The organism is Oceanobacillus sp. FSL K6-3682, assembly GCF_037976165.1.
In the GTDB taxonomy this organism is placed as follows: Bacteria; Bacillota; Bacilli; order Bacillales; family Amphibacillaceae; genus Oceanobacillus; species Oceanobacillus sojae.
Genome location: NZ_CP150263.1, coordinates 1,012,559 through 1,038,660, shown reverse-complemented (window position 1 = coordinate 1,038,660; position 26,102 = coordinate 1,012,559). Strand labels below are relative to the sequence as shown.

At 37.6% G+C, this 26,102-nt stretch carries 26 protein-coding genes; 12 read left to right on the top strand and 14 right to left on the bottom strand.

Annotated features, from left to right (window positions below):
* Positions 1-26: 26 nt before the first annotated feature.
* Positions 27-347 (bottom strand): thioredoxin family protein, encoded by a 321-nt coding sequence (locus MHH51_RS05305; protein ID WP_147211160.1) that lies wholly within the window; start codon positions 345-347, stop codon positions 27-29.
* 22 nt (positions 348-369) lie between these two features.
* Positions 370-1,182: a DUF368 domain-containing protein gene (locus tag MHH51_RS05300; RefSeq protein ID WP_339284869.1), complete on the bottom strand. Its 813-nt coding sequence runs from the start codon at positions 1,180-1,182 to the stop codon at positions 370-372.
* A gap of 277 nt (positions 1,183-1,459) precedes the next feature.
* On the opposite strand from MHH51_RS05300, the gene MHH51_RS05295 reads away from it, so the two are divergent.
* The 3 genes from MHH51_RS05295 to mqo all read left to right on the top strand — a co-directional run bounded on the left by MHH51_RS05295 (position 1,460) and on the right by mqo (position 4,751).
* Positions 1,460-1,651 carry a hypothetical protein gene (locus MHH51_RS05295; protein ID WP_147211162.1) on the top strand — a complete coding sequence of 64 codons (192 nt, stop codon included), beginning with the start codon at positions 1,460-1,462 and terminating at the stop codon, positions 1,649-1,651.
* A 445-nt stretch (positions 1,652-2,096) separates the two neighbouring features.
* A complete protein-coding gene (locus MHH51_RS05290) occupies positions 2,097-2,957 on the top strand; it encodes an arginine deiminase family protein (protein WP_246145174.1) in 861 nt (286 codons plus the stop codon).
* A 288-nt stretch (positions 2,958-3,245) separates the two neighbouring features.
* Entirely contained in the window at positions 3,246-4,751 is a 1,506-nt protein-coding gene (gene mqo / locus MHH51_RS05285) for a malate dehydrogenase (quinone) (protein WP_147211283.1), read from the top strand.
* 77 nt (positions 4,752-4,828) lie between these two features.
* Here mqo and MHH51_RS05280 read toward each other — a convergent pair whose 3' ends face one another.
* Positions 4,829-5,425, bottom strand: coding sequence for a TetR family transcriptional regulator (locus MHH51_RS05280; RefSeq protein WP_186813670.1), 597 nt, complete (start codon positions 5,423-5,425; stop codon positions 4,829-4,831).
* A gap of 400 nt (positions 5,426-5,825) precedes the next feature.
* Here MHH51_RS05280 and MHH51_RS05275 point away from each other — a divergent pair, with 400 nt between their 5' ends.
* The 3 genes from MHH51_RS05275 to MHH51_RS05265 all read left to right on the top strand — a co-directional run bounded on the left by MHH51_RS05275 (position 5,826) and on the right by MHH51_RS05265 (position 10,268).
* On the top strand, positions 5,826-9,035 hold the full coding sequence (locus MHH51_RS05275) for a YhgE/Pip domain-containing protein (protein WP_339284865.1): 3,210 nt from the start codon (positions 5,826-5,828) through the stop codon (positions 9,033-9,035).
* Positions 9,036-9,220: 185 nt separating this feature from the next.
* Positions 9,221-9,589 (top strand): CidA/LrgA family holin-like protein, encoded by a 369-nt coding sequence (locus MHH51_RS05270; RefSeq protein WP_147211168.1) that lies wholly within the window; start codon positions 9,221-9,223, stop codon positions 9,587-9,589.
* Entirely contained in the window at positions 9,582-10,268 is a 687-nt protein-coding gene (locus MHH51_RS05265; protein WP_147211169.1) for an LrgB family protein, read from the top strand. The genes MHH51_RS05270 and MHH51_RS05265 overlap by 8 nt, the downstream gene beginning before the upstream one ends.
* Positions 10,269-10,361: 93 nt before the next feature.
* On the opposite strand, the gene typA is transcribed toward MHH51_RS05265, so the two are convergent.
* On the bottom strand, positions 10,362-12,182 hold the full coding sequence (gene typA / locus MHH51_RS05260; protein WP_147211171.1) for a translational GTPase TypA: 1,821 nt from the start codon (positions 12,180-12,182) through the stop codon (positions 10,362-10,364).
* 172 nt (positions 12,183-12,354) lie between these two features.
* Between typA and MHH51_RS05255 the strand changes: the two genes are divergently transcribed.
* Complete coding sequence (locus MHH51_RS05255) at positions 12,355-12,666, top strand: hypothetical protein (protein ID WP_339284862.1); 312 nt, start codon at positions 12,355-12,357, stop codon at positions 12,664-12,666.
* Between the two features lie 84 nt (positions 12,667-12,750).
* On the opposite strand, the gene MHH51_RS05250 is transcribed toward MHH51_RS05255, so the two are convergent.
* Together MHH51_RS05250 and MHH51_RS05245 are read right to left on the bottom strand one after the other, a co-directional pair.
* Positions 12,751-14,118 carry a HAMP domain-containing sensor histidine kinase gene (locus MHH51_RS05250; RefSeq protein ID WP_147211173.1) on the bottom strand — a complete coding sequence of 456 codons (1,368 nt, stop codon included), beginning with the start codon at positions 14,116-14,118 and terminating at the stop codon, positions 12,751-12,753.
* Between the two features lie 2 nt (positions 14,119-14,120).
* Positions 14,121-14,810 carry a response regulator transcription factor gene (locus MHH51_RS05245; protein WP_147211175.1) on the bottom strand — a complete coding sequence of 230 codons (690 nt, stop codon included), beginning with the start codon at positions 14,808-14,810 and terminating at the stop codon, positions 14,121-14,123.
* 260 nt (positions 14,811-15,070) lie between these two features.
* On the opposite strand from MHH51_RS05245, the gene MHH51_RS05240 reads away from it, so the two are divergent.
* Positions 15,071-16,423, top strand: a complete 1,353-nt coding sequence (locus MHH51_RS05240) for a trypsin-like peptidase domain-containing protein (protein WP_147211176.1) — start codon at positions 15,071-15,073, stop codon at positions 16,421-16,423.
* A 627-nt stretch (positions 16,424-17,050) separates the two neighbouring features.
* Entirely contained in the window at positions 17,051-17,926 is an 876-nt protein-coding gene (locus MHH51_RS05235; protein ID WP_339284859.1) for a hypothetical protein, read from the top strand.
* A 131-nt stretch (positions 17,927-18,057) separates the two neighbouring features.
* Here MHH51_RS05235 and MHH51_RS05230 read toward each other — a convergent pair whose 3' ends face one another.
* The gene (locus tag MHH51_RS05230; RefSeq protein ID WP_147211179.1) at positions 18,058-18,669 is read right to left on the bottom strand and encodes a TraR/DksA C4-type zinc finger protein; all 612 of its coding nucleotides are present in this window, start codon (positions 18,667-18,669) and stop codon (positions 18,058-18,060) included.
* A gap of 224 nt (positions 18,670-18,893) precedes the next feature.
* Between MHH51_RS05230 and MHH51_RS05225 the strand changes: the two genes are divergently transcribed.
* A complete protein-coding gene (locus MHH51_RS05225; RefSeq protein ID WP_339284857.1) occupies positions 18,894-19,790 on the top strand; it encodes an NAD(P)-dependent oxidoreductase in 897 nt (298 codons plus the stop codon).
* Between the two features lie 100 nt (positions 19,791-19,890).
* Here the strand turns inward: MHH51_RS05225 and MHH51_RS05220 are convergent, their stop codons facing one another.
* The 4 genes from MHH51_RS05220 to MHH51_RS05205 form a co-directional block, all read right to left on the bottom strand.
* Positions 19,891-20,091: a cold-shock protein gene (locus MHH51_RS05220; RefSeq protein ID WP_198048619.1), complete on the bottom strand. Its 201-nt coding sequence runs from the start codon at positions 20,089-20,091 to the stop codon at positions 19,891-19,893.
* 447 nt (positions 20,092-20,538) lie between these two features.
* A complete protein-coding gene (locus MHH51_RS05215) occupies positions 20,539-20,970 on the bottom strand; it encodes a spore coat protein (RefSeq protein WP_147211182.1) in 432 nt (143 codons plus the stop codon).
* A gap of 34 nt (positions 20,971-21,004) precedes the next feature.
* On the bottom strand, positions 21,005-21,538 hold the full coding sequence (locus MHH51_RS05210) for a spore coat protein (protein WP_147211183.1): 534 nt from the start codon (positions 21,536-21,538) through the stop codon (positions 21,005-21,007).
* 257 nt (positions 21,539-21,795) lie between these two features.
* Positions 21,796-22,008 (bottom strand): spore coat protein, encoded by a 213-nt coding sequence (locus MHH51_RS05205; protein WP_147211184.1) that lies wholly within the window; start codon positions 22,006-22,008, stop codon positions 21,796-21,798.
* 230 nt (positions 22,009-22,238) lie between these two features.
* Between MHH51_RS05205 and MHH51_RS05200 the strand changes: the two genes are divergently transcribed.
* On the top strand, positions 22,239-23,216 hold the full coding sequence (locus tag MHH51_RS05200; protein WP_156985650.1) for a rhodanese-related sulfurtransferase: 978 nt from the start codon (positions 22,239-22,241) through the stop codon (positions 23,214-23,216).
* 46 nt (positions 23,217-23,262) lie between these two features.
* Here the strand turns inward: MHH51_RS05200 and MHH51_RS05195 are convergent, their stop codons facing one another.
* On the bottom strand, positions 23,263-23,952 hold the full coding sequence (locus MHH51_RS05195) for a hypothetical protein (protein ID WP_339284854.1): 690 nt from the start codon (positions 23,950-23,952) through the stop codon (positions 23,263-23,265).
* Between the two features lie 196 nt (positions 23,953-24,148).
* Here MHH51_RS05195 and MHH51_RS05190 point away from each other — a divergent pair, with 196 nt between their 5' ends.
* The gene (locus MHH51_RS05190) at positions 24,149-24,631 is read left to right on the top strand and encodes a glutathione peroxidase (RefSeq protein ID WP_147211187.1); all 483 of its coding nucleotides are present in this window, start codon (positions 24,149-24,151) and stop codon (positions 24,629-24,631) included.
* Between the two features lie 78 nt (positions 24,632-24,709).
* Here the strand turns inward: MHH51_RS05190 and MHH51_RS05185 are convergent, their stop codons facing one another.
* Both MHH51_RS05185 and MHH51_RS05180 read right to left on the bottom strand, forming a co-directional pair.
* Positions 24,710-25,432 carry an amino acid ABC transporter ATP-binding protein gene (locus MHH51_RS05185; RefSeq protein WP_339284852.1) on the bottom strand — a complete coding sequence of 241 codons (723 nt, stop codon included), beginning with the start codon at positions 25,430-25,432 and terminating at the stop codon, positions 24,710-24,712.
* Positions 25,425-26,084 carry an amino acid ABC transporter permease gene (locus MHH51_RS05180; protein ID WP_147211191.1) on the bottom strand — a complete coding sequence of 220 codons (660 nt, stop codon included), beginning with the start codon at positions 26,082-26,084 and terminating at the stop codon, positions 25,425-25,427. The genes MHH51_RS05185 and MHH51_RS05180 overlap by 8 nt, the downstream gene beginning before the upstream one ends.
* Between the last annotated feature and the right edge of the window lie 18 nt (positions 26,085-26,102).

The following is a 26,102-nucleotide window of genomic DNA, read 5'->3' as shown; positions in this document are numbered from 1 at the left end:
ACAGTTTATTTCAATGTATGAATCGCTTAGCCTAATTGTTGTTTTAAAAATTCTATAACAGAATCTGGTGTTTTGGTATACGCACTATGCTGATGTGCTATTTTCTCACCGTTTTGAAATAGAAGAATACTTGGAATACCCATTACTTCGTATTTTTCAGCTAAACCAGATACTTCATCACTATTTACTTCATACCAATCATAGTTCTCAAATTCTTCCATTACTTCCCCGATAAACATATCCATCCGCTTGCAATCCGGACACCAATCTGCAAAGAATTTAATAATTACGGGTTTCTCACTTTGAATAATTTCTTGAAATTCTGCTTCTGTATTAATTGACTGCATCGTTATCTCTCCAATCCTTGTTTTATTTATATTCTAATCTTCCTAGTGCCAAGGCTGCAATCAATCCGCCTATAAATAAAAGTACGGATACGATAATATTTCCTGCCCCCACTGGGATCCCTGGAAAGACAACAGTGATTGCACCGATAACAAATCCGATAATAATAGCATAGGTTATGGTGAAATAATTCCTTAAAAAGTATGCAATAACTTTACTCATAATAATAAATCCAAGTGCAATCCCTAATCCTGTTACAATAATAATGGAGAATTGAAAATGGTTAATTGCAGCAATAATGGTTGGATAGACCCCCATTAGTAACATCATCATTGATCCGCTGATACCAGGGATAATCATTACACTGCTGCCGATAAAACCTGCGACAAATAATAAAATATATGTGCTTGTATCAATATCCTGAATAACCTGTCCTTCACTCGGGTTTAAAATTCCCAAAGCACTTACAATAATAACTCCAACGATTAGCATAAGATAATGCTTTGTTTGAAATTTTGTTTTTCCTTCTGCCTTTTGATACAGGTAAGGAATGACCCCGATTACTAACCCTAAAAAGAAAAATTGTGTCTGAATCGGATAATTTTCAAAAAGCCAGCCAATTACTTTAGCAAATGAAAATATAGCTATAACCATACCTATTCCTAAAGGGGCTAAAAAGACAAGGTGTTTTTTCCAATCTTTACTAAAGAAACCGCCTATAGCTCCAATTAACTGTTCATAAATTCCTAATAGCACAGCAATTGTTCCACCACTTATGCCAGGAACAACCTCAATCGATCCCATAATAAAACCACGATAAAAATTTTTCCACTCCATATATTCTTTTTCTCCTTCATCTTTCGTTACTACCAAATCATTTTATCAAAAGTAATTAGAAAAATATACTTTTGAAAAGCTTTCTTATTGATTAATTTTGTAATGAAGCAAACATTTTCGTTGAAACATTTAATTATCAGGATGCTTCTATCATGACGATAGTTGACAAATCCTTTATAATATTTGTATATATTAAAACTTGAAAAGAAATAATACGAAATAATCATCATATATTATCATATGTATTACTGTGTTCGATTTTTTAGGGGGCAGAAGCATGAAACGCTATTTAACAGTAATCCTATTTGCAGTAAGTATCCTTATTATCTACATTGGGGCTAAATTACAAATCTATTGGAGCGGTATTCTTGCGTGGGGACTCGCATTGGTTTGTCTTATTTTTGCAGTACACTATTCGAAGTACATCCCAAATGAAAAAGCTTCTAAAAAGAAAAAGAAAGAAATATAAAAATCTCCCCGCTACCCATTTTGCCGGCGAGGAGATTTTTCCATGTCCACTAGTTTATTCCAGTCCTGCTAAGCTGCTAACCAGCTATCCATCCCAAGTACATTAAATTTCGTTTAAGCAAAGCATACAAGTTTTTATCATTTAAGTATATTATCTCTCTGCCTATCTGTACATCTGGCACTCCCATCATACTGTAAGATAAATGGATTTATTTTAAAAAGTGCGTAATAATAAAGTAAGACTTTATTTCAAGGAGTCTTTTCGGAAGACCGGGGTTGGTTACCCGCCTATCAAAATCGTTGGGGGCTGCGATTACTCGCCCCATGAAATGCGTTGGGACTGCGATTACTCGCCCCATCAAGACCGTTGCATCATGTTAAAATAATAAATATAATGAATTAACGGAGAGAGTTTCCTAAAGCAGAATTGGGGGTTCAAAGTACACATGATAAAAGATATGAAAGAAAAATATACGATTCACTGTCAAAATGAATATGACCCATTACAGCAAGTAATTGTTGCTCCACCAGATTATATGAAAATCACTACAGTTATTAATGAAACACAATCCTATTATGCAAAAGAAAATATTAATATAAAAAGAGCAACGAAGCAGCATCAATTTTTTATAGAAACATTGGAGAATCACGGGGCAGAAGTGATCCCCCTCCCAACAAAGCCTGACTTAAATGAGCAAGTCTTTACAAGAGATATTGGTTTTACACTCCATGATAGATTATTCGCAGCTAACATGGATCGGGATATTCGTAAGGAGGAATCAAAACTTCTTAAAAATTGGCTGTATGAAGAGCAATTAGACTATACTTCTTTTATAAACACAAGTATAGAAGGCGGAGATGTGATTATTGATAACAATCAGATTTGGGTCGGTTTAAGTCAACGTACAAAGCAAACAGCTATTGACTATCTCCGTGAGCAGTTTCCTCATCTACAGATTACAGCTGTTCCATTACGGGCAGATATTCTTCATTTGGATTGTGTATTTAATATTCTGGAGGATAAACACGCGCTGATTTACCCAGATGGAATGAGCGAGAGTGCCTACCAGATATTAACAGAACAATATACATTGGTTGAAGTAACGAAAGAGGAGCAATTCAGCATGGCGCCCAACATACTATCTATTGGTGACAAAAAAGTGATTAGCCTTCCTGAAAATAAACGGGTTAATAATAAATTGAAAAAGCTTGGTTACCACATTATAGAAGTTCCTTTCTCTGAAATTATCAAATCTGGTGGATCCTTCAGATGCTGTACACTCCCTCTTTATCGGAAACACTCGTAGAAAATAACTTAAAGAGAGCCGGACCTGATGCAAGATAGATAATTCAGGTCCGGCTCTCTTTAAATAAACACAATATACACACGCAGAGACAGCAGCTTTTTAACCCTCCTCTTATACTTATAACCATTCGATTACTTCAAACATCTTTTTTCTTTTATCAAAAAGGAGTATAATGAATTAATGTGGGTAAATATTTATTCAATGATAACTGAAGTATTATTTTTAGAGAATTCTATTTTGTAAGAGTATACATACAAGAATTTTAGATTAGGAAGGTTTGTGACAATGATGAGGAAAGATACGAATCAAACAGATGTCATTTTAATCGGCGGTGGAATCATGAGTGCCACGATTGGTTCCTTATTAAAAACACTACAGCCTGAATGGCAGATTAATGTTTTTGAAAAGCTTGGCCAGACAGCACAGGAAAGTTCTGATGCATGGAATAATGCCGGGACGGGTCATTCCGCTCTATGCGAGATGAACTATACACCTGAACAGGCAGACGGGTCACTCGATATTACAAAAGCAGTAAAAATAAATGAACAGTTCCAATTATCAAAGCAATACTGGTCTTATCTGGTTAAGCAGGGTATTTTAGATAATCCAAGTGATTTCATCCAAAACGTGCCACATTTAAGCTTTGTAGAAGGTGAAAAAGATGTGGAATTTCTAAAGAAACGTGTGGAAGCCCTTGTAGAAAACCCGTTATTTGAGGGTATGGAAATAACGGATAATGAAGAAACCTTAAAAGAATGGATTCCTCTTATGATGGAGGGCCGCAGTAAAAGTGAACCTATCGCTGCTTCAAAAATTGAGTCGGGGACAGATATTAACTTTGGAAGCCTGACACGTAAGCTGTTTAATCAATTAGAAGAACAGGGTACACGGCTTTACTTTAAACATGAAGTAGAATCCATCGGACGCACAAAGGATAATTTGTGGAAAGTAAAGGTTAAAAATCTATTCAATGGGAAAGTTTCTTATCACAAAGCAAAATTTGTATTTATTGGAGCAGGCGGCGGCAGCCTTCCATTATTGCAAAAAACAAATATTCCGGAATCGAAGCATATTGGCGGCTTCCCGGTGAGCGGATTATTTATGGTTTGTAATAATCCGGAGGTTGCAGAGCAGCATCACGCTAAGGTTTATGGCAAAGCTAAGGTTGGAGCTCCGCCAATGTCAGTGCCCCATTTAGATACACGATTTATCAACGGCAAGCGTTCCTTATTATTTGGACCTTTCGCAGGCTTTTCTCCTAAGTTTTTAAAAACCGGCTCAAACTTTGATTTGTTTGGATCAATTAAGCCTAACAATGTAACAACTATGCTTGCAGCTGGAGCAAAAGAGATGGCACTTACAAAATATCTTATTCAGCAAGTACTTCTCTCTGATGAAAAACGTATGGAGGATTTGCGTGAGTTCATCCCTAATGCTAAACAGGGAGAATGGGATATTATTGTAGCCGGCCAGCGTGTACAGGTCATTAAAGATACAGAAACAAGCGGAAAAGGAACGCTTCAATTCGGTACGGAGGTAATTACTGCAGAAGACGGATCCATCGCAGCTTTACTTGGAGCCTCACCTGGTGCTTCTGTTTCTGTTGATGTAATGCTTGATGTTCTGCAGCGCTGCTTCCCGCATCACTTTAAAAAATGGGAGCCGAAAATTAAAGAAATGATTCCATCCTATGGTATTTCTTTATCAGAGCATCCTGACTTATTTGCTGATTTAAATAAGAAAATAAATAAGATACTTCAGTTGGAAGCGGAAAAGGAAGTATTATTAAGCTGATAATTCAATCACCTATATATTTCAATAATTATTAAAAAGACTTCGATTCTAATCTCATAGAATCGAAGTCTTTTCTTTCAAACTACTTTCACCGGCGCCCAGGATACAGCATTTAATATAAAGGATGATAATTCTTCTTTATATTTTTCCACTTCCTCTGAAGTATGCTGGAATAAAATTAAGCCTCTTGCTGTAGATTCAATTAACGAAATAACAAATTCACTGTAATAGCTGGAATTGATATCTTCCCGAATCTCCCCATTTTCTTTCGCAGCTTCAAGATAGTCAGCAATGAGATCGTATAAAGGACGATAGATAACCTTCCATTTATCTACATCTCCGCTTCTTGTAATACCTGCATAAACAATAGAAGGAATCGTTCTATCCTCTTGATTCACTTCAAAAATACGATCTATAGCTAATCGTAAATTAATATCCAACCCCGCCTTTACATCTCCATGCTCTGTAAGGTATTGTGTATAATTAGAAATGATTTGCTGGGCTAGATCAGGAAGGACATCCATTTTACTATTATAGTATAGATAGAAAGTACCTTGAGCAATTCCTGCATTCTTAACAATCTGAGATACACGAGTATCCTCCAGGCCTTTTTCTTTAAAAATATCATAAGCACTTTCCAGAATAAGTTCTTTTTTATTCGCCGTTTTAGCCATTTCGACGCCACCTTTTAAAAAAATTAAAACTGACTGATTGTCATTCATTTATATTTATGATACCATACTTTTAGGAAAAGTTGAACATAAAAAATAAATTGCGACAGTTTTCGGGCACCCTGAACTGTACACAGCTATTTCTTGATTAATCATTAAATAATGAGACCTGCGATTACTCGGTCTATTAAAAACGTTGAGACCTGCGATTACTCGGTCTATTAAAAACGTTGAGACCTGCGATTACTCGGTCTATTAAAAACGTTGAGACCTGCGATTACTCGGTCTATTAAAAACGTTGAGACCTGCGATTACTCGGTCTATTAAAAACGTTGAGACCTGCGATTACTCGGTCTATTAAAAACGTTGCTATATTTTTGTTTGAGAAAAGAGGAGAATTTTTTTGAAAAAAGCTTTTAAAATTACAAAACAAGATATGAAAAACATCATTCGTGTACCTTCTGTTCTTATTTTGATTATCGGATTAGCGATCCTCCCTTCTTTTTATGCTTGGTTTAATATAAAAGCATCCTGGGATCCATACTCCAATACACAAGGAATCAAAATTGGCGTAGTCAGTGACGATGCCGGCACAGAAGTAGAGGGCCGATCTATAAATATGGGAGACGAACTGGTAGAAAACTTAAAAGAGAATGATTCATTAGGATGGCAATTCGGTGATTCCATTGAAGAAGCAGACGAAAAGGTTTATAAAGGGGAATATTTTGCAACCATCCATATCCCTGAGAGCTTCTCCGAAGATGTAGTCAGTATACTTAATGACGAACCACGGAGTGCGATCGTTCAATATAAGGTGAATGAAAAAGTCAATGCAATCGCTCCTAAAATGACCAGTGCCGGAGCAACGCAAATCACAGAAACCATTAATGATGAATTTGTGCAGACTACGGCAAAAACATTGCTGGAAGAATTTAATAATGCAGGAATTGAGCTTGAACAAAATCTGCCTACGCTGCAAAAAATTAAAAACGCTGTGTATAATCTTCATGACCATATTGAAGATATTGATAAAGCCGGCGATCTTATTGTCGAGTTAGACGATGACCATGATAATATTCAGGGCTATGCTGATAAACTGGAGAGTCTTGGAGAGTATGAGTCAAACATTAGAGAAGGCGGAGATCAAATTCTGACTGCTCAATCCCACTTGGATGATATAAATCGGATGGGAAGTGCTGTTGTTGAGTTAAATCAAGCAATGCCTGATATCGAAAATGCGCTAACTCGAATCAGCTCTATTCAGCAATACTTCCCTGAAATTAATCAGGGACTGCAGGATGCCTATGCAGCGAGTATTACTGCCGGTGATACGTTATCGAACGTGCAAGCACGTATTCCAGAAATTAATAATCAGATTCACGACTATCAGGATCAGGTGGACCAGGCTCAGGATACATTAGATGAAGCAGAGCAGGCAAAAGACGATGTTGCAGAGCTTATTAACAATCAAATAAACGACGCTGAAAAGATAATTAATGATCTTCCTTCTTTTGATTTTGGTACAGAAGGATCTGTTACACCAGACTTTGTAAATAACGTAAAGGATTCCGTCGGTGATTCTCAAAATACAATTGAGAATATTCTAGAGGAGCTTCGTGATTCTAATTCTATAGAGCCAAATGAATCTATTGAAAAATTAGGCAGCTCTGCAGATGCTGCAAGAGAGCAGGGAAGCGAACTATCTGCCGGTCTAGATGACATGCTTACAAAATTAGAAGAAGATAATTTTACAGAGGAGGATATAAATAATTTAAATGAGGCAATAGCCAATTATCAGGCTTCATTCAATAATACTAAAGAAGATTTAGCAAATGCTGAGTTTGTCCCAGGCACATCAAACAATGAAGAAGGCAATGACAATTCTGGAGAAGATATGCAGCAGGATGGTGAAGAGACGGAAGATACTGCAGAGGATACACAGCAGCGTGATGAGGAAATTGATAATGTAATCAATGATCTTCATGAAGATACTGTCAAAGCCTTTGATGAAATTTCAACCGTGTTAGATCAAAATATCGACCTGGCAATAAGTAATATCCGTGCATTGCCTACATTAATTGCCATGAAGGAAAATCCGGAGACGGAGGAATATGCAAATGAACAGATTAAAGCTGTTCAAGAAAGTATCAAAGGTCTTCAATCTTCCGTTACAAGTACACAGGACTCACTTGCATTACTCGAGGCTCCTGAAAACAAAGAGGAATTAGAAAAGATTCAAGATGCGCTTGAAAATAAAGGTTCCAACTTAAATGAGTTAATTGATTTTCTGGGTAATAATGATTTTGACCTTAATCAATTAGAAGATATGAAAGACAATGCGATAACTAATTTAGAATCATTGCAATCCTTTAACGAGGATACATTGAATCCCTTTATGAACAATGCGTTCACTACTTTGGAAAACAAATTAAATGATGCAGATTCAAAATTAGATGCTGCTTTGAATTATACAGCCTTAGCTTCTGATTATTTATCTCAGGCTTCAACCATAATTAATGATTCACAGTATTATTTAAATCTTTTAAATGAAAATTTACCATACTATGAAGAGCAGTTCAGCGATGTATCTGATACCGTAAATCAATACTTCCCCGACTTTAAAAATGGCGTGGATATGGCAAGTTCATTTTTCCAAAATGATATGCCGCATTTAGAGGATGAAGTAAATAATCTAGCTGGATTTGTTACCAATGATATGGATGATTTAATTGAGCAGTATAAAAATTTAAATTCACTTGTTCAAGATAATTTACCAGAGGCTCAGGAAGCAATTGCTGAAATGGCAGATTTCATCCGCAATGATTGGCCGGGCTACAAAGAAGATATTCAAAATGCCTATGACCGGATCAAGCAGATGGAAGATGATCAAATTATTGAAGAATTGATTTCTGCACTGCAAAATGATTTAAGCGATGAAACAGAGTATTTCTCACGTCCGGTACAGCTGGATGAAGAAAAACTCTTCCCCATTCCAAACTATGGTTCTGCCAATACACCATTTTATACCGTACTTGCACTCTGGGTTGGTGCATTATTACTTTGTAACCTGGTTACAACAGAACTGAAGGATAAAAATAGAGAGGAATTCAGCTTAAGAGATATTTATCTCGGCAGGATGGCTCTATTCTTAATAGTGGCTGTTTTACAGGCAGTGATTGTTTCACTTGGTAATATCTTTATACTGGATGCTTATATGGCACACCCAGCTTTCTTTACACTCTTTAGTGTTCTGATTGCGCTGGCATTTATGATTATTGTCTACACGATGGTTTCCTTATTTGGAAACGTCGGAAAGGCGATTGCGATAATCTTTATGATTCTGCAATTATCAGGAGGTGGAGGAATGTTTCCTATTCAGGTAGCGCCGGAGTTTTTCCAGGCAATTCACCCGTTCCTTCCTTTCACGTATGCTATCGACATTCTCAGGGAAGCAACCGGAGGAATTGTATGGTCTGTTGTATTTAACAGATTCCTGATACTCGCCATCTTCCCGGCTATCTTCATTCTGTTAGGATATACATTCCGGCCATGGATTGCACCTCGTGTTCATAAAGCATATGTAAAAACTAAGAAAAGTAATATGGTTGATTAATCTTTAAAAATAAATTAAAACAAGCTCGACAAGTTTTTTTAAATGTCGAGCTGTTTTTTATGCAATGAAATGACTTACTCTCTTTTACAATACCAGGTTTTATAATAAAATGATTAGTATCGTTTCTTTTTTAAGCAGCTTTATTTTGCCGGTTTGAAAATGTAAAATAACAACGGAGGTTTATTGTGAAGTATTTCATAATGATTTTGCAAATTAGTGTATTATTTCTTTTTAATTTTATTGGTCAGCTTATTCAAGGATACTTCTCTCTCAGCATTCCCGGCAGCCTGATTGGCATGCTGCTGCTTTTTTGTCTGCTGTTTTTAAAAATCCTTCCTTTAGTGTGGGTTCAAACTGGAGTTGATTTTCTTTTAAAAGATATTCCCTTTTTCTTTATCCCGGTTACGGTTGGAGTTGTTCAATACTTAAGCTTTTTCTATGGAAAAGGCAGTCTTATAATTTTATTAGTTGTCATAAGTACCTTCTTTGTTATCGGTGTCAGTGGAACAATAACGAACTTCCTATTAAAAAAAGAGGTGAAATCCTATGAGTAGCTTCTTTACCGGGATAGCTACTATTGCAGGTGCGTTTATCCTTTATCAATTTTCAAAGAAGATGTACAGTATGAAGCCCAGTCCGTTTACGATGCCGATTTTTCTGTCAACAGCCAGTATTGTCATCTTTTTAATTTTAACAGGAATTCCTTATGAAACCTTTATGATTGGCGGTCAGTGGATAGATATTTTTCTTGGTCCAATCGTTGTTTCTCTGGCAGTTCCTTTATATAGGGAGATTCATTTAATAAAAAAATACGCAGGGGCAATAAGTATCGGTATATTTGCCGGTTCTCTGACCGGCGTTCTTACCGGAATAGCGGGAGCAAAGCTCTTTGGATTTGAAAGCTGGCTGATCCAATCTGTTGCAGCTAAATCTGTAACTGCTCCGATTGCCATCAGTATTACAGATACAGCAGGAGGGAATGTTTCACTGGCAGCAGTTTTCGTCATGATAGCTGGTGTCAGCGGGGCAATGTTTGGACCTGTTATTTTGAAAATTTGCCGTATCCAGCATCCCATTGCCAGAGGACTCAGTTTCGGAACTGCTTCCCACGCCATTGGTACCGCAAAAGCACTAGAAAACGGAAAAATAGAGGGTGCTATCAGTGTTTTATCGATGACGATCAGCGCAGTGTTTGTTTCTTTTCTCGTCCCTATTTTCTTAGCTATTATGTAACGCACATTCAGCATGCTTTGAAAACCTATCTAGTTTTTTATCCATAAAAAAAGCCGTGCAAATCTTATGTTAGAGATTTGCACGGCTTTTTGCTTATTTTTTCTTAGCTGCTTTTTCACGTTCATTTTTATTTAAGATTTTTTTGCGAAGACGAATAGATTCTGGTGTAACTTCACAATACTCGTCATCACTTAAATATTGTAATGCTTCTTCAAGAGACATATCTCTTGTTTTACGGATTGTTGATGTCTGGTCTTTCGTTGCTGACCGCACGTTAGTTAAGTGCTTTTCTTTCGTGATATTAACGGTTAAGTCATTTTCACGGTTGTGTTCTCCGACAATCATACCGGCATAAACTTCCGTACCTGGAGTGATAAAGATAACCCCACGATCTTCTAAATTCATAATTCCATAAGTAGAAGCTTTTCCATTTTCAAGTGCTACAAGCACACCCTCGCGGCGTCCGCCAACCTGTCCTTTAATAACAGGCTCAAATGCTTCAAACGTATGGTTAATGATTCCATAACCGCGTGTTTGTGACATAAATTCTGTTGTATATCCTAAAAGTCCGCGAGACGGCACTTTGAACTCGATACGAACCTGTCCATTACCCTGGTTAGACATATCAAGCATTTCGCCTTTACGTTCTCCCAGAGATTCCATCACGGCTCCTGTGTATTCTTCCGGAACATCCACTTGCACACGCTCCATCGGCTCACACTTAACACCGTCAATCTCTTTAATAATTACTTCCGGTTTAGACAATTGGAGCTCATAGCCCTCGCGACGCATGTTTTCAATAAGAATAGATAGATGCAGTTCTCCGCGTCCTGATACAGTCCAGGCATCTGGTGAGCTTGTTGGATCAACACGTAAGCTTACATCGGTTTCTAATTGTTTTAACAAACGCTCTTCAATTCTGCGGGAAGTAATATATTTTCCTTCTTTTCCTGCAAACGGACTGTTGTTTACGACAAATGTCATTTGCAGTGTCGGCTCATCAATACGCAGCCAAGGAAGTGGATCTGGATGATCTGCCGGACAAACTGTTTCACCGACATTCAAGTCTTCCATACCTGAAAGTGCCACGATATCTCCTGCTACTGCTTCTTGAATTTCAATCCGTTTTAACCCGATAAAACCAAATAGTTTGGAAACACGGAAGGATTTCTGTGATCCGTCTTCTTTTAAAACGACAACCTGCTGTCCTACTTTAATAGTTCCACGGACAACACGGCCAACACCGATACGTCCCACATAATCATTATAGTCCAATAAAGTTACTTGAAATTGTAATGGTTCTTCTCTAGTATCAATTGGAGCCGGGATATGGTCCAAAATAGTTTTAAACACTGGATCCATTGTTTCCTGCTGATCTTCCGGCTCTAAACCAGACGTTCCGTTTAATGCAGAAGCATATACAACCGGGAATTCTAATTGGTTATCATCCGCTCCCAGTTCAATAAATAAATCCAATACTTCATCAATAACTTCTTCTGGCCGTGCATTAGGTCTGTCTACTTTATTTAATACCACAATTGGCGTTAATTTTTGTTCTAAAGCTTTTTTCAATACAAAACGCGTCTGCGGCATAGTTCCTTCATAAGCATCAACGACTAAGGCAACACCGTCAACCATTTTCATAATACGCTCAACCTCACCGCCAAAGTCGGCGTGACCCGGTGTATCAAGGATATTAATTGTCGAATCTCCATATTTCACAGCTGTATTTTTAGCCAGGATTGTAATCCCGCGCTCACGTTCTATATCTCCAGAGTCCATCGCACGCTCATCTACGTGCTCATTTTCCCGAAAAGTCCCAGAATATTTTAATAGCTGATCCACTAATGTTGTTTTCCCGTGGTCAACGTGTGCAATAATTGCGATATTACGAATATCATTTCTTAATTGCATAAATAGTACGCTCCTCTAACATATCGAATGTAAAACCAATTTATTATATCATATTTTGAAGAATAATGTAAAATTATTTTTTTATTTTAATATGTGTCCGTTTCCTATTAATTATTATGACAGCATTACCCTGTGTTATAATTCAAATAATAAATACTAAAGGGTGGTTTCTATGTGGAAAGATATACTGATACCCGGAGCTGCTGCAGCAGTTGTCTCTTTTATCATGTTTCTTTCCAGTAAAAACTTAGAAAAAAAAGACCATGGATTTGTATTTAACTATTACCGGCTAAGCTATCGACGCAGATTAAAAAGAAATTTATGGTCTATTCCTGTTATAGTTATTGGACTACTCATTATCTTTTTCCTATCAAGCTTTTCAACAATGTATAGTACAATGATTATAGCTTTTTTCATTATTCTTTTTGCTATTGAAATTCTTTATAATTTGAGGAAATGGCAAAAAGAAAAAGCAAATTCTTGAACTTTTCCCTGTTGAATAATTTTATAGAAAAGACTTCTTTCCCGCCTGGTGATTAGGCATAGAAAGAAGTCTTTTCTTAATTCTTTACGACTTTAATTTTTTATTTCCTTTAGTTTTATTAGGTACAGGGAGGCACATAGTAAATTTTGCCCCGCCTAATTTTTTGGATTTTCCAGCGTATATTTTTCCATTTGACTGTTCAATAATTGCCCGGGCAATAGCAAGACCCAATCCAGTCTCTCCGCCTTTTCCTTTGATAAATCGATGGAAGATTTTATCCATATCTTCTTCGGAAACTCCTTTTCCGTCGTCCTCAATATCAAAGAAGATGTAATTCTTTTTCTTATACACATGGATAGATACCTCTTCATGAGCATATCTAATAGCATTAAATACCACATTTGTAACAGCTCGCAAAAGTTTTTCTTCGTCAGCATAGACCGTAATCGAACCGTCCACCTTCTGCTGAAGCTTCAGTTTATTTTCATTGACGATTGGCAATGCTTTACTCAAAATTCCATCAACGAAAGTCTGCACGTCAATTTCTGTTTCTTCGTATACATCAGGCTGAGAATCTAATTTAGCAAGCAGAATCATCTCATTAATAATTTTCTTCAGCCGACTGACCTCCGTTACCATAACATCTAAGCCTTTTTCTGCATCCTCCTCATCAAAAATACCGTCACGAATTCCTTCTGCATAGCCTTGAATCGTCATCAAGGGGGTTTTCAGCTCATGACTCGCATTTTGGAAGAAGGTTTGCTGTGATTTCATATATTGCTCCAGTGTCTGTGCCATATCGTAGACAGTCTGCTCTACTTCTTTTATCTCACCGCTTGCCCGAATTCGTTTCATTTGATCAAATTGCCGATTTTCCACCTTTTTCAGCTCTTTTTTCAGCAGGGACAATGGCGTAACCAGTTTATTCGTCATAAAATAGCTTAAAATAACTGCGGCTAATGCTCCGATTAAAAATACCCATGCTAGCCGGAAGAAAAAGTTTTGCTGTACAGCTCTTAAATCATTGATCGGCGTTAATAAGATTAATTCCAGCCCCGATTGCTCCGGGGAAAATATAATTCTTTGTGTTACGAAACGGTCATTTCCATGCTGCCACAATGTTTCTTCATTATCTTCAAAGTTATTTTCATCGAAAAATTCATTTACTACAGAAATTGACATGGTAGAAAATAAAACCGTATCTAAATTCCGGTCATACAAGAACAGCTGTAAATCCTGATCCTGTAAAAAGTCATTGATATTCCGGTACTCACTTGCATCATCATATTCTGAAAGAAAATTAATCAATAATTCTCCCGTCTCTGCAAGCTGGCGCTGCTCATCTTGAATTAATACATCTAAAACAAGCGAATAAATAACTAAGCCTGCAGCTGTCATGATTACAAGAAGCAATGCTGTAAAAGCAGCATTTAATTGTGATTGTAATTTCATTGCTATGCTTCCTCATCTTTTCTCAGACGATAGCCGAATCCCCATACTGTCTCAAGAGGAATATTCTCCATCTTTTTACGGATTCGTTTCATTAGATCATCCACAGCCCGGTCACTGCCAAAATAATCATCACCCCATACCTTTACCAGTAATTCCTCACGGGAAAAAGCACGGTTGGGATTCTCTGCTAAAAGAAGCAGCATATCATATTCCTTAGCAGTTGTTTCATACTCTATCCCTTCAAAAAATACCCTGCGCTCATTCTTATAAACAAGGAGCTGGTCCACCTTGACACGGTCATCAGCTTCCTTATCCATGATAGACTTTGGCTGGACCCGTTTGAACAGCCTTTTAATACGGGCAATTAATTCTCTAGGGCTAAACGGCTTTGTTAAATAGTCATCGCCTCCGAGCTCTAAGCCCAGGATTTTATCAATTTCTTCATCTTTAGCTGAAATAATAATAATTGGAACATCACTTTCATTCCTGATCTTTTTGCAAAATTCATAACCATCCATCCCCGGGAGCATAATATCTAATACCCACATATCAGGAGGGTTGTTTTCCCATAATGTCCAGCCATCTTCTGCATTATCTAATACGGTTACCTGGTATCCTTCTTTTTTCAAATAAGCAACGACAATATCTTGTATGTTTTTATCATCTTCTATCAAACCGATATGGTATGACATATGTTCTTCACCTCTTCAAATACAATATAAACTGGAAGTTCTTTTCCTGCAAATAAGGCCTGCATACTGGATATAGTTATAGTTTGAAAAAACGCATAAATTTCATAAAATTTCATTTTACACTATCTATTTTTACATGAATATACTTCCAATGACAAATCAAGTTCAAGATTACACAGTTTTTACACAATTATACCAAAGGATTTCCCACGATACCCACTATAATAAAGATAAATCAAATAACTTGGAGGTGCTTTACAATGAGTAATAATGATTATCAAAATGAAAAAAATGAACACGTACCGGGTGGGATAGAAAATAAAGATACTCATCCGGATGATGAAGCATCGACAATTGAAGAAAATAGATCAGAGCAAGATTCGACAAATGAACAGCAAACAACATATATTGCTTCATCAGAAAAAAAATCAAAAAGACCAAAAACTTCTAAAGGTTGGGTCCGCGGTTTTTTTAGCGGAGCACTTGGAGGAATTGTTTCTGCCATACTTGTTATCATGCTCCTGGGAAATCAATTGTTGTCAGCTTCTGGTGATACGATAAACCCGACAGGAGAACAAAGCGCAGCATCCGAACAGTCATCGGATTCAGTCATCCCTACCCTGGCTTCTGATGATGCTGATGTATCCGCTGATGTCTCTGAGGTATCAAAAGCAGTGGTTGGAGTCATCAATATGCAGCAGCAAAACCTGTGGGAAGGCAGCCAGGAAGCTGGAACCGGCTCTGGAATCATTTATAAAAAAGAGGATGGAAAAGCTTACGTTATCACGAATAACCACGTTGTAGAAGGTGCTGAGCAAGTCCAAGTGGCTCTGGATGAAGAGCATCAGGTTGATGCAACAGTGCTAGGAACTGATGCTTTAACAGACTTAGCAGTTCTTGAAATTGATGGTGAATATGTAGATACGGTAGCCAATTTAGGATCCAGTGAAGATGCACAAGTGGGAGAAACAGTACTTGCTATTGGAAACCCTCTTGGAATGGACTTTAATAATAGTGTAACAAAAGGTATAATCAGTGGATTAAATCGTTCTGTAGAGGTAGATACAAATGGAGACGGTGCTGCTGACTGGGTAACTGAAGTTCTGCAAACAGACGCAGCAATTAACCCGGGTAACAGCGGTGGAGCATTAGTTAATTCAAACGGTGATGTTATTGGAATAAACTCTATGAAAATTGCTCAAAGTCAAGTAGAAGGTATTGGCTTTGCCATTCCAATTGACGAAGCTCTCCCAATCATTGAAAAACTCGAAACAGATGGTGAGGTTTCCCGTCCGTTGATTGGTATTTCTACTGCACCATTAAGTCAAGTACCGGCAGAATATCAGCAGGAAATTCAGCTTCCTGAAGATGTAGAAGGCGGCATGGTTGTTGCTAATGTACAGCCAAATTCTCCAGCAGATAATGCTAATCTGCAACAATTTGACGTCATTACCAAAATCAATGGAAATCCTGTCAAATCTATAATTGATCTCAGAAAAGAGCTTTATGCTCAAGGACAGGCTGGTGAGCATGTAGAAATCGAATTTATACGTGATGGTGAAGTACATTCCATTACGTTAAAAATGGATGAGCTTCAAACAAATGAATCTTAATGCAAAGTTAGAATAAGAAGCGTAACAGATATTTAAAGAAATATTAGAAGCGGCATGCAGGAGCAAATCAGAGCTCTGCATGCCGCTTTTTTAAAGCATCATTTTTTCAGAATAATATTGGTTTCCGCGCATAGGATACGCTGAATAGAGAATTATGTAAGAAAAGCCTAGAAAGTCACTTGGTCTTTAAAACGATGGTGTTCTTACCAAGGAGATGTCCGCTACGGGAAGTCGCTTTCTGATGGGACGAGTAAGCGCAGAACACAGAAAAGAAAGTTCGGTTAAGTTCGCGACGTCCTGTCTCAGGCACCGAACTGACATACGTCCTGCATGCCTCCACAGAAAAAAGTGCTCTTCTTTTTTTTCGAGGAGATAAGCTCGGGGCCTACGGAAAGCGTAGTATATTTCTGAGTTTGCGATTATTTATCCCATGAAAACCGTTGGAGTGGCTATTCTTCAGCATTTTTATATTCTTTCTTATTCTTCAAAAAAGTCTATTTTAACATCGTCTTTAATAAGAAAATCAATCCAATAACCCCTACCTTTCCTCCTAAAGTTCATATATAATTAACAATTAAAGCAGGATTTATCTTATCTTGTCGAATTATTTTGAAAGGAAGTGATTTTTTGATTTGTCCATCATGTAATCAAGAAACGGAGGAAGGAAAGTTTTGTACGAAATGCGGGCAGCCTTTAAGCCAGCAGGAAACCACGCCAAGTGAACCCGCTGAACCTGTAGAAGCTGTCAAACCGGCGAATGAGCCTGTTCAGGCACAACAGACATATGAAGCTGCAAACGCACAGCCCAGTCAAGAACAGGCAGCGCCAACTGCAGAAACAGCTGGTCAAACTGCTCAACAGCAGCAGCCAGAAACAACGCCTTACACAATGAATGACTTTGGAGAAGCAGTTAAAAAGGCATCAGGCGGATTTGGCCGGTTCGCGCTTAATCAGCTGAAGTCCCCCGGGCAAGCAAGAAGCCTTACAGAACAAAGCTGGATTTCCGGAGCAATAACAATTGTATTAACAGCCCTTTTATATACTATCATATTGTACATTACACTTAATGAAATTTCTTCCTCATCACCACCGTTTGTGGAATCTTTTTTGGTGCCTTTTCTTAAATTCTTACTATTCTTTATTATATCTGTCGCAGTAATTTTCGGCACAGGAAAGCTTATGGGGAGCCAGGACAATTTCTTTAGTACAACTGCAAAAACAGGCGGCTATCTTTTTCCTTATTCAGTGCTTTTTCTTGCAGGGTATTTTTTCGCTGTTATCGGACTGGACTTCATGGTTTATGTCATGCTTTTGGCTATGCTTGCACCAATTTTAATTATACCGGCTTATGTATTAATGGAGTCTCTTCCAAGAGAAATTGATAAGATATACGCACTTATGGTTGTTTACTTAATACAGCTTATTTCAGGCTATTATCTCCTACTGCAAACGTTATTTTTTGCTATATTTGATGGTGTGATGAGCTCCTTCCCATTTTTCTAAATTGCTTTTATTAGTAGCAATCATTTATTTTTTTATCTTTTGTGAACCAAAAACTGCTCCTCTACTATACAAATTGAGGAGCAGTTTTTGGTTCGCTATCTAACCCAGTTGGTTTTCCAGCACTTTTTGCCTTATTCTTCATCGTCAATTCTCTGTTCATATGCCTCATGATTAGGCATCACACCTGTATACTTCCCCTCAATATCTGCCGCTAGAAAGTCCTCTACATCAATTTCCCTTTCTTCTTCATCTCCAAATTCATTGAAATTCCCTGCATACTCTATCGAAGAACTGGATGTTCCATACTGCTTGACGTCTTCCCAGCTATTTTCTCCACCATCATCCCTGCCTTTAAATACCTCTTTGGGTGGTGTATCTCCATGATATGCTGGTTTCTCCGCATGCTCCGCACAGCAATCAGCAGTCGGCAAAGCTTCTAAGCGCTCTGGATCAATATTTCCTCCACACATCTTACAGATACCATACGTTCCTTCCTCCATAGCGTGCAGAGAATTGTTTATCTCTTCCAGCTCTGATTCTGCAAGCCTTCGTAAAGCACTGTCCCTCTCTTTGTCAAAGAGCTCAGTCCCAGTATCAGCGGGATGATTATCGTAATTAGATAATTCACCTGATACTTCTTGACTGAATTCATATATTGCCTCTGTCTCTTGATTTATTTTTTCGATTAATTCTTCCTGCCTTGCAAGAATACGCTTCTTCAGCTGATTTATATTAATCGTCATTGTTCTCCTCCCCCTTTATACATTCATAAGCAACTACTGTTTTATTGTGAAATCATTTTATACTATATGTATCCTGCATGATTCAATGCAAGGCAATCGTTGCCAAGTTAAACGAGAATATTTTTATGTAAAATTCTGAAATCATATTAACTGAAAATAGTTGCGTTTCGCAAATTTTCGTGACAAACTCAAGGTAAAGCATCTATATAAAGGAGATGGATATAATGATCACTGCATCAACTGCAACAATTGGCTTTATTGGTTTAGGTGTTATGGGGAAAAGCATGGTAAAAAATTTAATGGATGCCGGCTATAGCCTGAATGTTTACACAAGGACGAAATCGAAAGCGGAAGAACTGTTAGAAATTGGTGCAAACTGGCACGATGATCCAGCAAGCTTAGCAAAAGCAAGTAATGTAATTATTACGATGGTTGGTTATCCTGCAGATGTAGAAAAAGTCTATTTTGGTGATAACGGCATTTTAAAAAATGCGAAAAAAAATACTTATGTTATTGATATGACAACCTCTAAGCCCAGCTTGGCAATTGAAATTTATGAAGCAGCAAAAAAAGAAGGGCTGGCTGCTTTAGACGCGCCAGTCTCCGGCGGAGATATCGGTGCAAAAAATGGTACATTGGCAATCATGGCCGGTGGAGATAAAAAAGCTTATGATGAAATTGCTCCGATATTTCGCGTTTTAGGTGAAAGAATTCATTTACTCGGACCTGCCGGAGCAGGTCAGCATACGAAAATGGCAAATCAAATTGCTATTGCTACCAATATGATCGGAGTTTGTGAATCAATTATATATGCAAAGAAAGCAGGATTAAATGCGGAAGAAGTACTAGCAACTATTTCCTCGGGAGCTGCCGCCAGCTTTTCTCTGTCTAATCTGGGTAAAAGAATGCTGGAACAGGATTATGAGCCCGGATTTTATGTGAAGCATTTTATCAAGGATATGGAAATCGCCTTAGAATCTGCCCATACTATGGGAATGCCTGCGCCCGGGCTGGAACTATCATTAAAGCTCTATAAAGAATTAGCTGATATGGGTGAAGCTGACAGCGGAACACAGGCCTTGATTAAATTGCTTGCGCATGAAGCAGAGCTGACATTATAAGCAAGCTTATTTTCAACATTAAAAAACCCCGAATGCCTCTCAAGACATTCGGGGTTTTTTAACCAGGTCACCCTAGCTTTTTATATTACTCATATTCGAATTACAGACGAACAACGTTAGCAGCTTGTGGGCCACGGTTGCCTTCAACGATTTCGAATTCAACATCTTGACCTTCTTCAAGAGTTTTGAATCCTTCAGCTTGAATTGCAGAGAAGTGTACAAATACGTCGTCTCCGTCTTCACGCTCGATGAAACCAAAACCTTTTTCTGCATTAAACCATTTTACTTTACCAGTCATTATCATGACCTCCTTATACAAGATATGCAAAGTCATTGAAACCTAAATACTTTTACACCGTCTTGGAAAAGAGATCGTAAAGTATTCTTGTAACTCCAATTACCTTTTGCAAGTATTATTTTAACCCCTTTCATAAAAAAATGCAAGTCAATATCGGTGAGTATTATCAAACAAAATTCGACGTTTTTCAATGGAAGAAGCGTTTTCATAAAACTGCAGCTACTGCTTTAATAAAATCCATAATTTTTTATAATTACCATAAATAGTAATAAGATATTATTCACCTGTTTATAAAGGGGAAAAATACGTAATTATAAGTTAAAGGGAAGCTTTATTCAGCGGGAGTCTTATAGCCATTTCCATTATGGCAAATTAAACTCCCTTTATATATATAAAGGGAGTCCAGGTAAAGTAATATAATTTTTTCTATTGTGATTACTCCAAGAATTCTTATAAAATATCCAGACTTACTACAATCGCTACAAGCAATTGAATTAATAGCTGAATATTAATTGCAATATCTGTATCTGTTGTTGTTATATTAACATTTTTCGATTTTTCGACAATAGTTTTTTGACGGTTGCTTTGTTTCGTTTTCATCACTTGTTCTAAATCCTGGAATACAGCCTTTGCCTTATCCGAATCACCTAATGAAATACTGAGGACTAGAGCAATAGCTACTTCAATACCTACCTGTAAGCTGATGGCTGCTTGTGTATCAGTCGTTGTTACTGTAACTCCCTCGGAATCTTTAATAATAATCCATTCCTCGGAGGACTGCTTCGTTACGTTCTTTTGTTTCGCATCCTGCTCTACATCTGCTTGATTATTACGGTCGTCATCACAGTAGTCTAAGGCTCTCCACTCTTTTTTGTGCATCATTTTATCTTACACTCCTTTCTATACCATATTGAGATTACAGAATATCAATCATGATTACCAAAGCAATGAGTATTTGTAAAAGCAGCTGAATATTTACCGAAATATCAGTGTCCGTTGTTGTAACAGTTGCATCTTTTGTATTATAGATAAATATTTTTTGTTTATTTACTTGACTGGAACTGATTGTTTGCATTAATTCTTGTTCGACTGCTTCTTCATCTGCAGAGCCAGCAATAGATAAACGAATAACAATGGAAATAGCTAATTGCAAAGCAGCTTGCAGAGAAGCACTGATCTGAGTGTCTGTTGAGCTCACTGTGATATTGCATGATTCTTTTACCCAGATAACCTCCGCAGACTCCTGCTCCATATACGAATATTCATCTCCAGTTTGAACAACACTTGCCTCACCAAAATTCGGGCTAAAGGAATTTTCAAAATAAGTCGGTGCAGATTGGTAATTATTTGTATCGCAGTCTGTTTCTTTAGGCTGACACGCATAATCGTCTCCATATAAATCTTCATGAAAACGATTTGTTCCTTCTGTTTTACTTCTGTAGACAGACATCAATTAACACTCCTTTCTAAAAGTACTAAAATAATTTATGGTATTGATAACTATACTTCCTGTACACCCGCACAAAGAACACGGAAAATAACAAAATCACCTAGTCCAAATTTAGGGAATATGCAATAAAAGAAGCCTTGTAAAGAGAAAATTTCTTTTCATCTCTAATCTATAAGAATAGGAATAGCATCATGGTGTTTTTACTGCCACATAAAAATGTGAAGAAATAATTGATTTTCTCCACATTTTCAAAATCACTACTCTTCCGTTTTAGATTCATTCCTTTTTTGCTGAAACTCCTCCACTTGCTGTTTTAAATCCGTAACCATTTCCTTCAGCATTTCGCGCTGCTTTTCAGAAAGGTTATTTTTGACCTCTTCCGGCTTTATACCATTTTTACGAAAAACACTGTCCACCATTACCTCAACCAGTTTATCCGGCATCGTTGCTTTTTTAGATGATTCACTCATTGTTTTTTCCTCCTTCCATCATAGATACTTCATTTTATGGAGGGCAGGACTGGATTGACTATGCTCGAGTCCAAGGGCTTCTAAATAATGGTGGACATATTTCATTGTTATGGACTGGAATCAAGCAGAGAAACATGCTAAAATAAAAAATTGCAAGACGAAAAATGAATAAACAAAACCAGACTCATTTGTGTATCTTGCAAATACAAAATGAACAGGTGGTATACCAAATGGAAACAAAACAAGATTATCAGGTTTTACTTTATTACAATTATGTACACATTGAGGATCCTGAAACATTCGCTGCAGAGCACCTTAAGTACTGTAAAGAACTTGGGCTGAAGGGGCGTATTCTGGTAGCTGAGGAAGGTATTAACGGAACAGTTTCAGGTACTATTGAGCAGACAAATGCCTATATGGAGCATATGCATGCTGATCCCCGCTTTGAAGATATGGTATTCAAGGTGGACGCTCATGATAAACATGCTTTCAAAAAAATGCATGTACGCCCAAGAGGTGAATTAGTTACGCTTCGTTTAGAGGATGATATTAACCCATTGGAAACTACTGGTAAGTACTTAGAGCCAAAAGAATTCTATGAAGCATTAAAGGACGAAAATACAGTGGTATTGGATGCCCGCAATGATTACGAATTTGATTTGGGCCATTTCCGCGGAGCAATCCGTCCAGACATTCAAACCTTCCGTGAATTGCCGGATTGGGTACAGGAAAATAAAGAAATGCTTGAAGATAAAAAAATTGTAACGTATTGCACAGGAGGCATTCGCTGTGAGAAATTTAGCGGCTGGCTCAAGGATGAAGGCTTTGAGGACGTAAGCCAATTACATGGCGGTATCGTTACCTATGGAAAAGATCCTGAAGTTCAGGGCGAATTATGGGATGGACAGCTATATGTATTTGATGAACGTATCAGCGTTCCTGTTAACCGCAAAGAGCATGTTATTGTCGGAAAAGATTACTTTGACGGGGAACCTTGTGAACGTTATATAAACTGTGCAAATCCCGAATGTAATAATCAAATTCTCGCTTCTGAAGAGAATGAACATAAATATTTACGCGGATGCACACATGAATGCCGTATCAGCCCACGTAATCTTTATGTAAAAGAGCATAATTTATCTACAGAAGAAGTTAAAGAGCGTTTAGCAGCTATTGGCGAAACACTTCCGGAAACAACAACTGTTTAAATAAATATATAATCGAAAACAGGCTGGAGATTCTCCAGCCTGTTTATTATTTTTGATAAATAATCAGCCATTCATTATCCTTGTTTTTCATTCCAGTACCGATATACCCTTCCTTCATAAGATTTGCTTGACCAGTAATATCGTTCATTTTTATTTCTCTATGTTCTCCATCACCAACGTTGTGCAATTGTAAATCATTACAATAAATATAACGCAGCTTCCCGCCATACTTTTCCTTCATTTTATAAATCCGCATTCCCAGAGCAAATTTATCTTTCATACTCGGAATATTTCCCGGGGCAACTGTAGCTAAAACATAGCGATATGCAGTTGAATCCAACTGCTCCATAATAAATTTTCCCATTCTTGTCTGCAATCGATTCCCCCGAAAATCAGGATGTACATTAGAAATCTCCGAATAGATAATTTGTGCATAATCTTCTTCTGTCAGCCCGATATCTTTTCCCAGCCCCTCTTCATCTGCAGCCGGATTTAGAAAAGCCCGAAATGCAACCAGCTTCTCCTGATGAAAAATGCCGACCATCAGCGAATCTCCCTCTAATATTGTAAGGAACTCGTCCTCGTCTAAGGGCTCAAGTCTGTTTTTATCCTCCAATGCTTCATAAACTGCCGTTTGCAGCTCTATAATTTCGGGTAAATCAGTAGTAGTGAGGTAGCGTAAATAAGTATTTTTATCTTCCCCATTTAATGGGAGATATTTTACAATTTCTGTCACAGGTAAACGTCCTTTCTTGCTATGATACAATTAAATCAGATAGAGCTATTCTTTTAGAGGATGTTCAAAAAGTCTAATAAAAATGACACGGCGAGTTTCTGCGTTGACGGGAGTTTCTTGGTCCTATTCATCGGACTTTTTGAACACACACTTTTAGATGCATTTACATCTTATCATTTTTTTAAGGAGGAGTAATATGACAAGTATATACGATTTTTCAGCAAAAACAATTGAGGGTGAAGAGAAGCCGCTGTCAGATTATAAGGGGGATGTGCTGCTCATCGTAAACACAGCCAGTAAATGCGGCTTTACTCCTCAATTTAACGGACTGCAGAAATTGTATGACCAATATAAAGATCAGAGCTTTGAAGTGCTTGGCTTTCCATGCAATCAATTTGGACATCAGGATCCTGGAGCGGATGAAGAGATTAACCAGTTTTGCAAACAGAATTATGGGGTTTCCTTTCAAATGTTTTCTAAAGTGAATGTAAAAGGAAAAAATGCACATCCTCTTTTTGCTTTTTTAACAAGCGAGCAAAAAGGTATACTTGGCGAACAAATTAAATGGAATTTTACAAAGTTTCTTATTGATAAAGATGGACAAGTTGTAAAACGATTTGGTCCGCAAAAGAACCCGGATATAATAGAGAAGGATGTGGAAGCACTTCTAGATGGATAAGCAATAAAAGCGCAGAGGATATATTAAGAACATGACTTAGTTTAAACCATGTTCAATCTATCTTCCGCCCTTTTATCTTTAGAGTACTTTTTCCAAAAAGCTTTGGGCCCGTTCGGTGCTTGGATTAGTGAAGAATGTATTTGGCTCCGTTTCTTCCAGCAATACACCATCATCTAAAAAGAGTACCTTATCTGCAACTTCCTTTGCAAAATTCATTTCATGCGTAACAATTACCATCGTCATGCCTGTCTCCGTCAAGCCTTTCATAACGTCGAGTACCTCTTTTACCATTTCCGGATCAAGTGCGGAAGTTGGTTCATCAAAAAGCATAATTTCCGGTTCCATTGCGAGTGCTCTGGCGATGGCAACACGCTGCTTCTGTCCGCCAGACAGTCGATTGGGGTATGCTTTTTCTTTATCGGTCATACCTACCCTTGCCAGCAGGTTTTTCCCAATCTGCTCCGCTTCTTTTTTCGATAAACCCTTTACTTTTTGTGGTGCATACATTACGTTCTCCAAAGCAGTCATATGGGGAAAAAGATGAAAATGCTGGAATACCATTCCAATATTTTTTCTTATTTCCATTTTGTTAACCCTTGGAGAAATAATTTCCTCATCATTTATATAAATTTGTCCAGAGGTTGGCTCTTCCAATAGATTAAGACAGCGCAGAAAGGTTGATTTTCCAGATCCGGAAGGGCCGATAATTGTCACAACCTCACCTTTTCCAACTGTTGTACTGATACCTTTTAACACTTCATTCTTACCAAATACCTTTGTTATATTATCTGCTTTAATCACTCTGTCTCATCCTCCGTTCAACATACCTTCCAGCCAAAGTTAGTATGGTAACCATCACCCAATAAATTACTCCTGCGAAAAAGAGCGGTTCGAAGTTTCTATATAAATCGGCTCCGGCAATTTGTGCACGGCGCATTAAATCCAGATAGCCAATAGTAGAAACTAATGCCGACTCTTTTGTTAATGTAATAAATTCATTCATGAGTGCAGGAAGAATATTTTTAAATGCCTGCGGTAAAATAATATTTAGCATCATGGAACGATAAGGAACACCTAACGCTTTGGCTGCTTCGGTCTGTCCTTTATCCACTGCCATAATACCGGCACGGATAATTTCAGATACATACGCGGCTGAGTTCAAGCCGAATGCTAATACAGCGGATAAAAATGCCGATATATCATAGCCAGTTAATTGGGGGATTGCTAAGTATATAATCATTAATTGCAAAATAAGCGGTGTACCGCGAAAAATAGATGTATATACATCTGCAATTGCCTTCAACGGCCAAAAGCCCGTTATTTTAAAAATTGCCAAAATAGTACCCAATATAAACCCTGCCAAAATGGATACACTAACAAACTTTAATGTTGCACCTATTCCTTCTAGTATAAAAGGAATATAAGGCACGATTTGGGAAAAATCCAAATTCATGCCCTATCACCTCGTTTC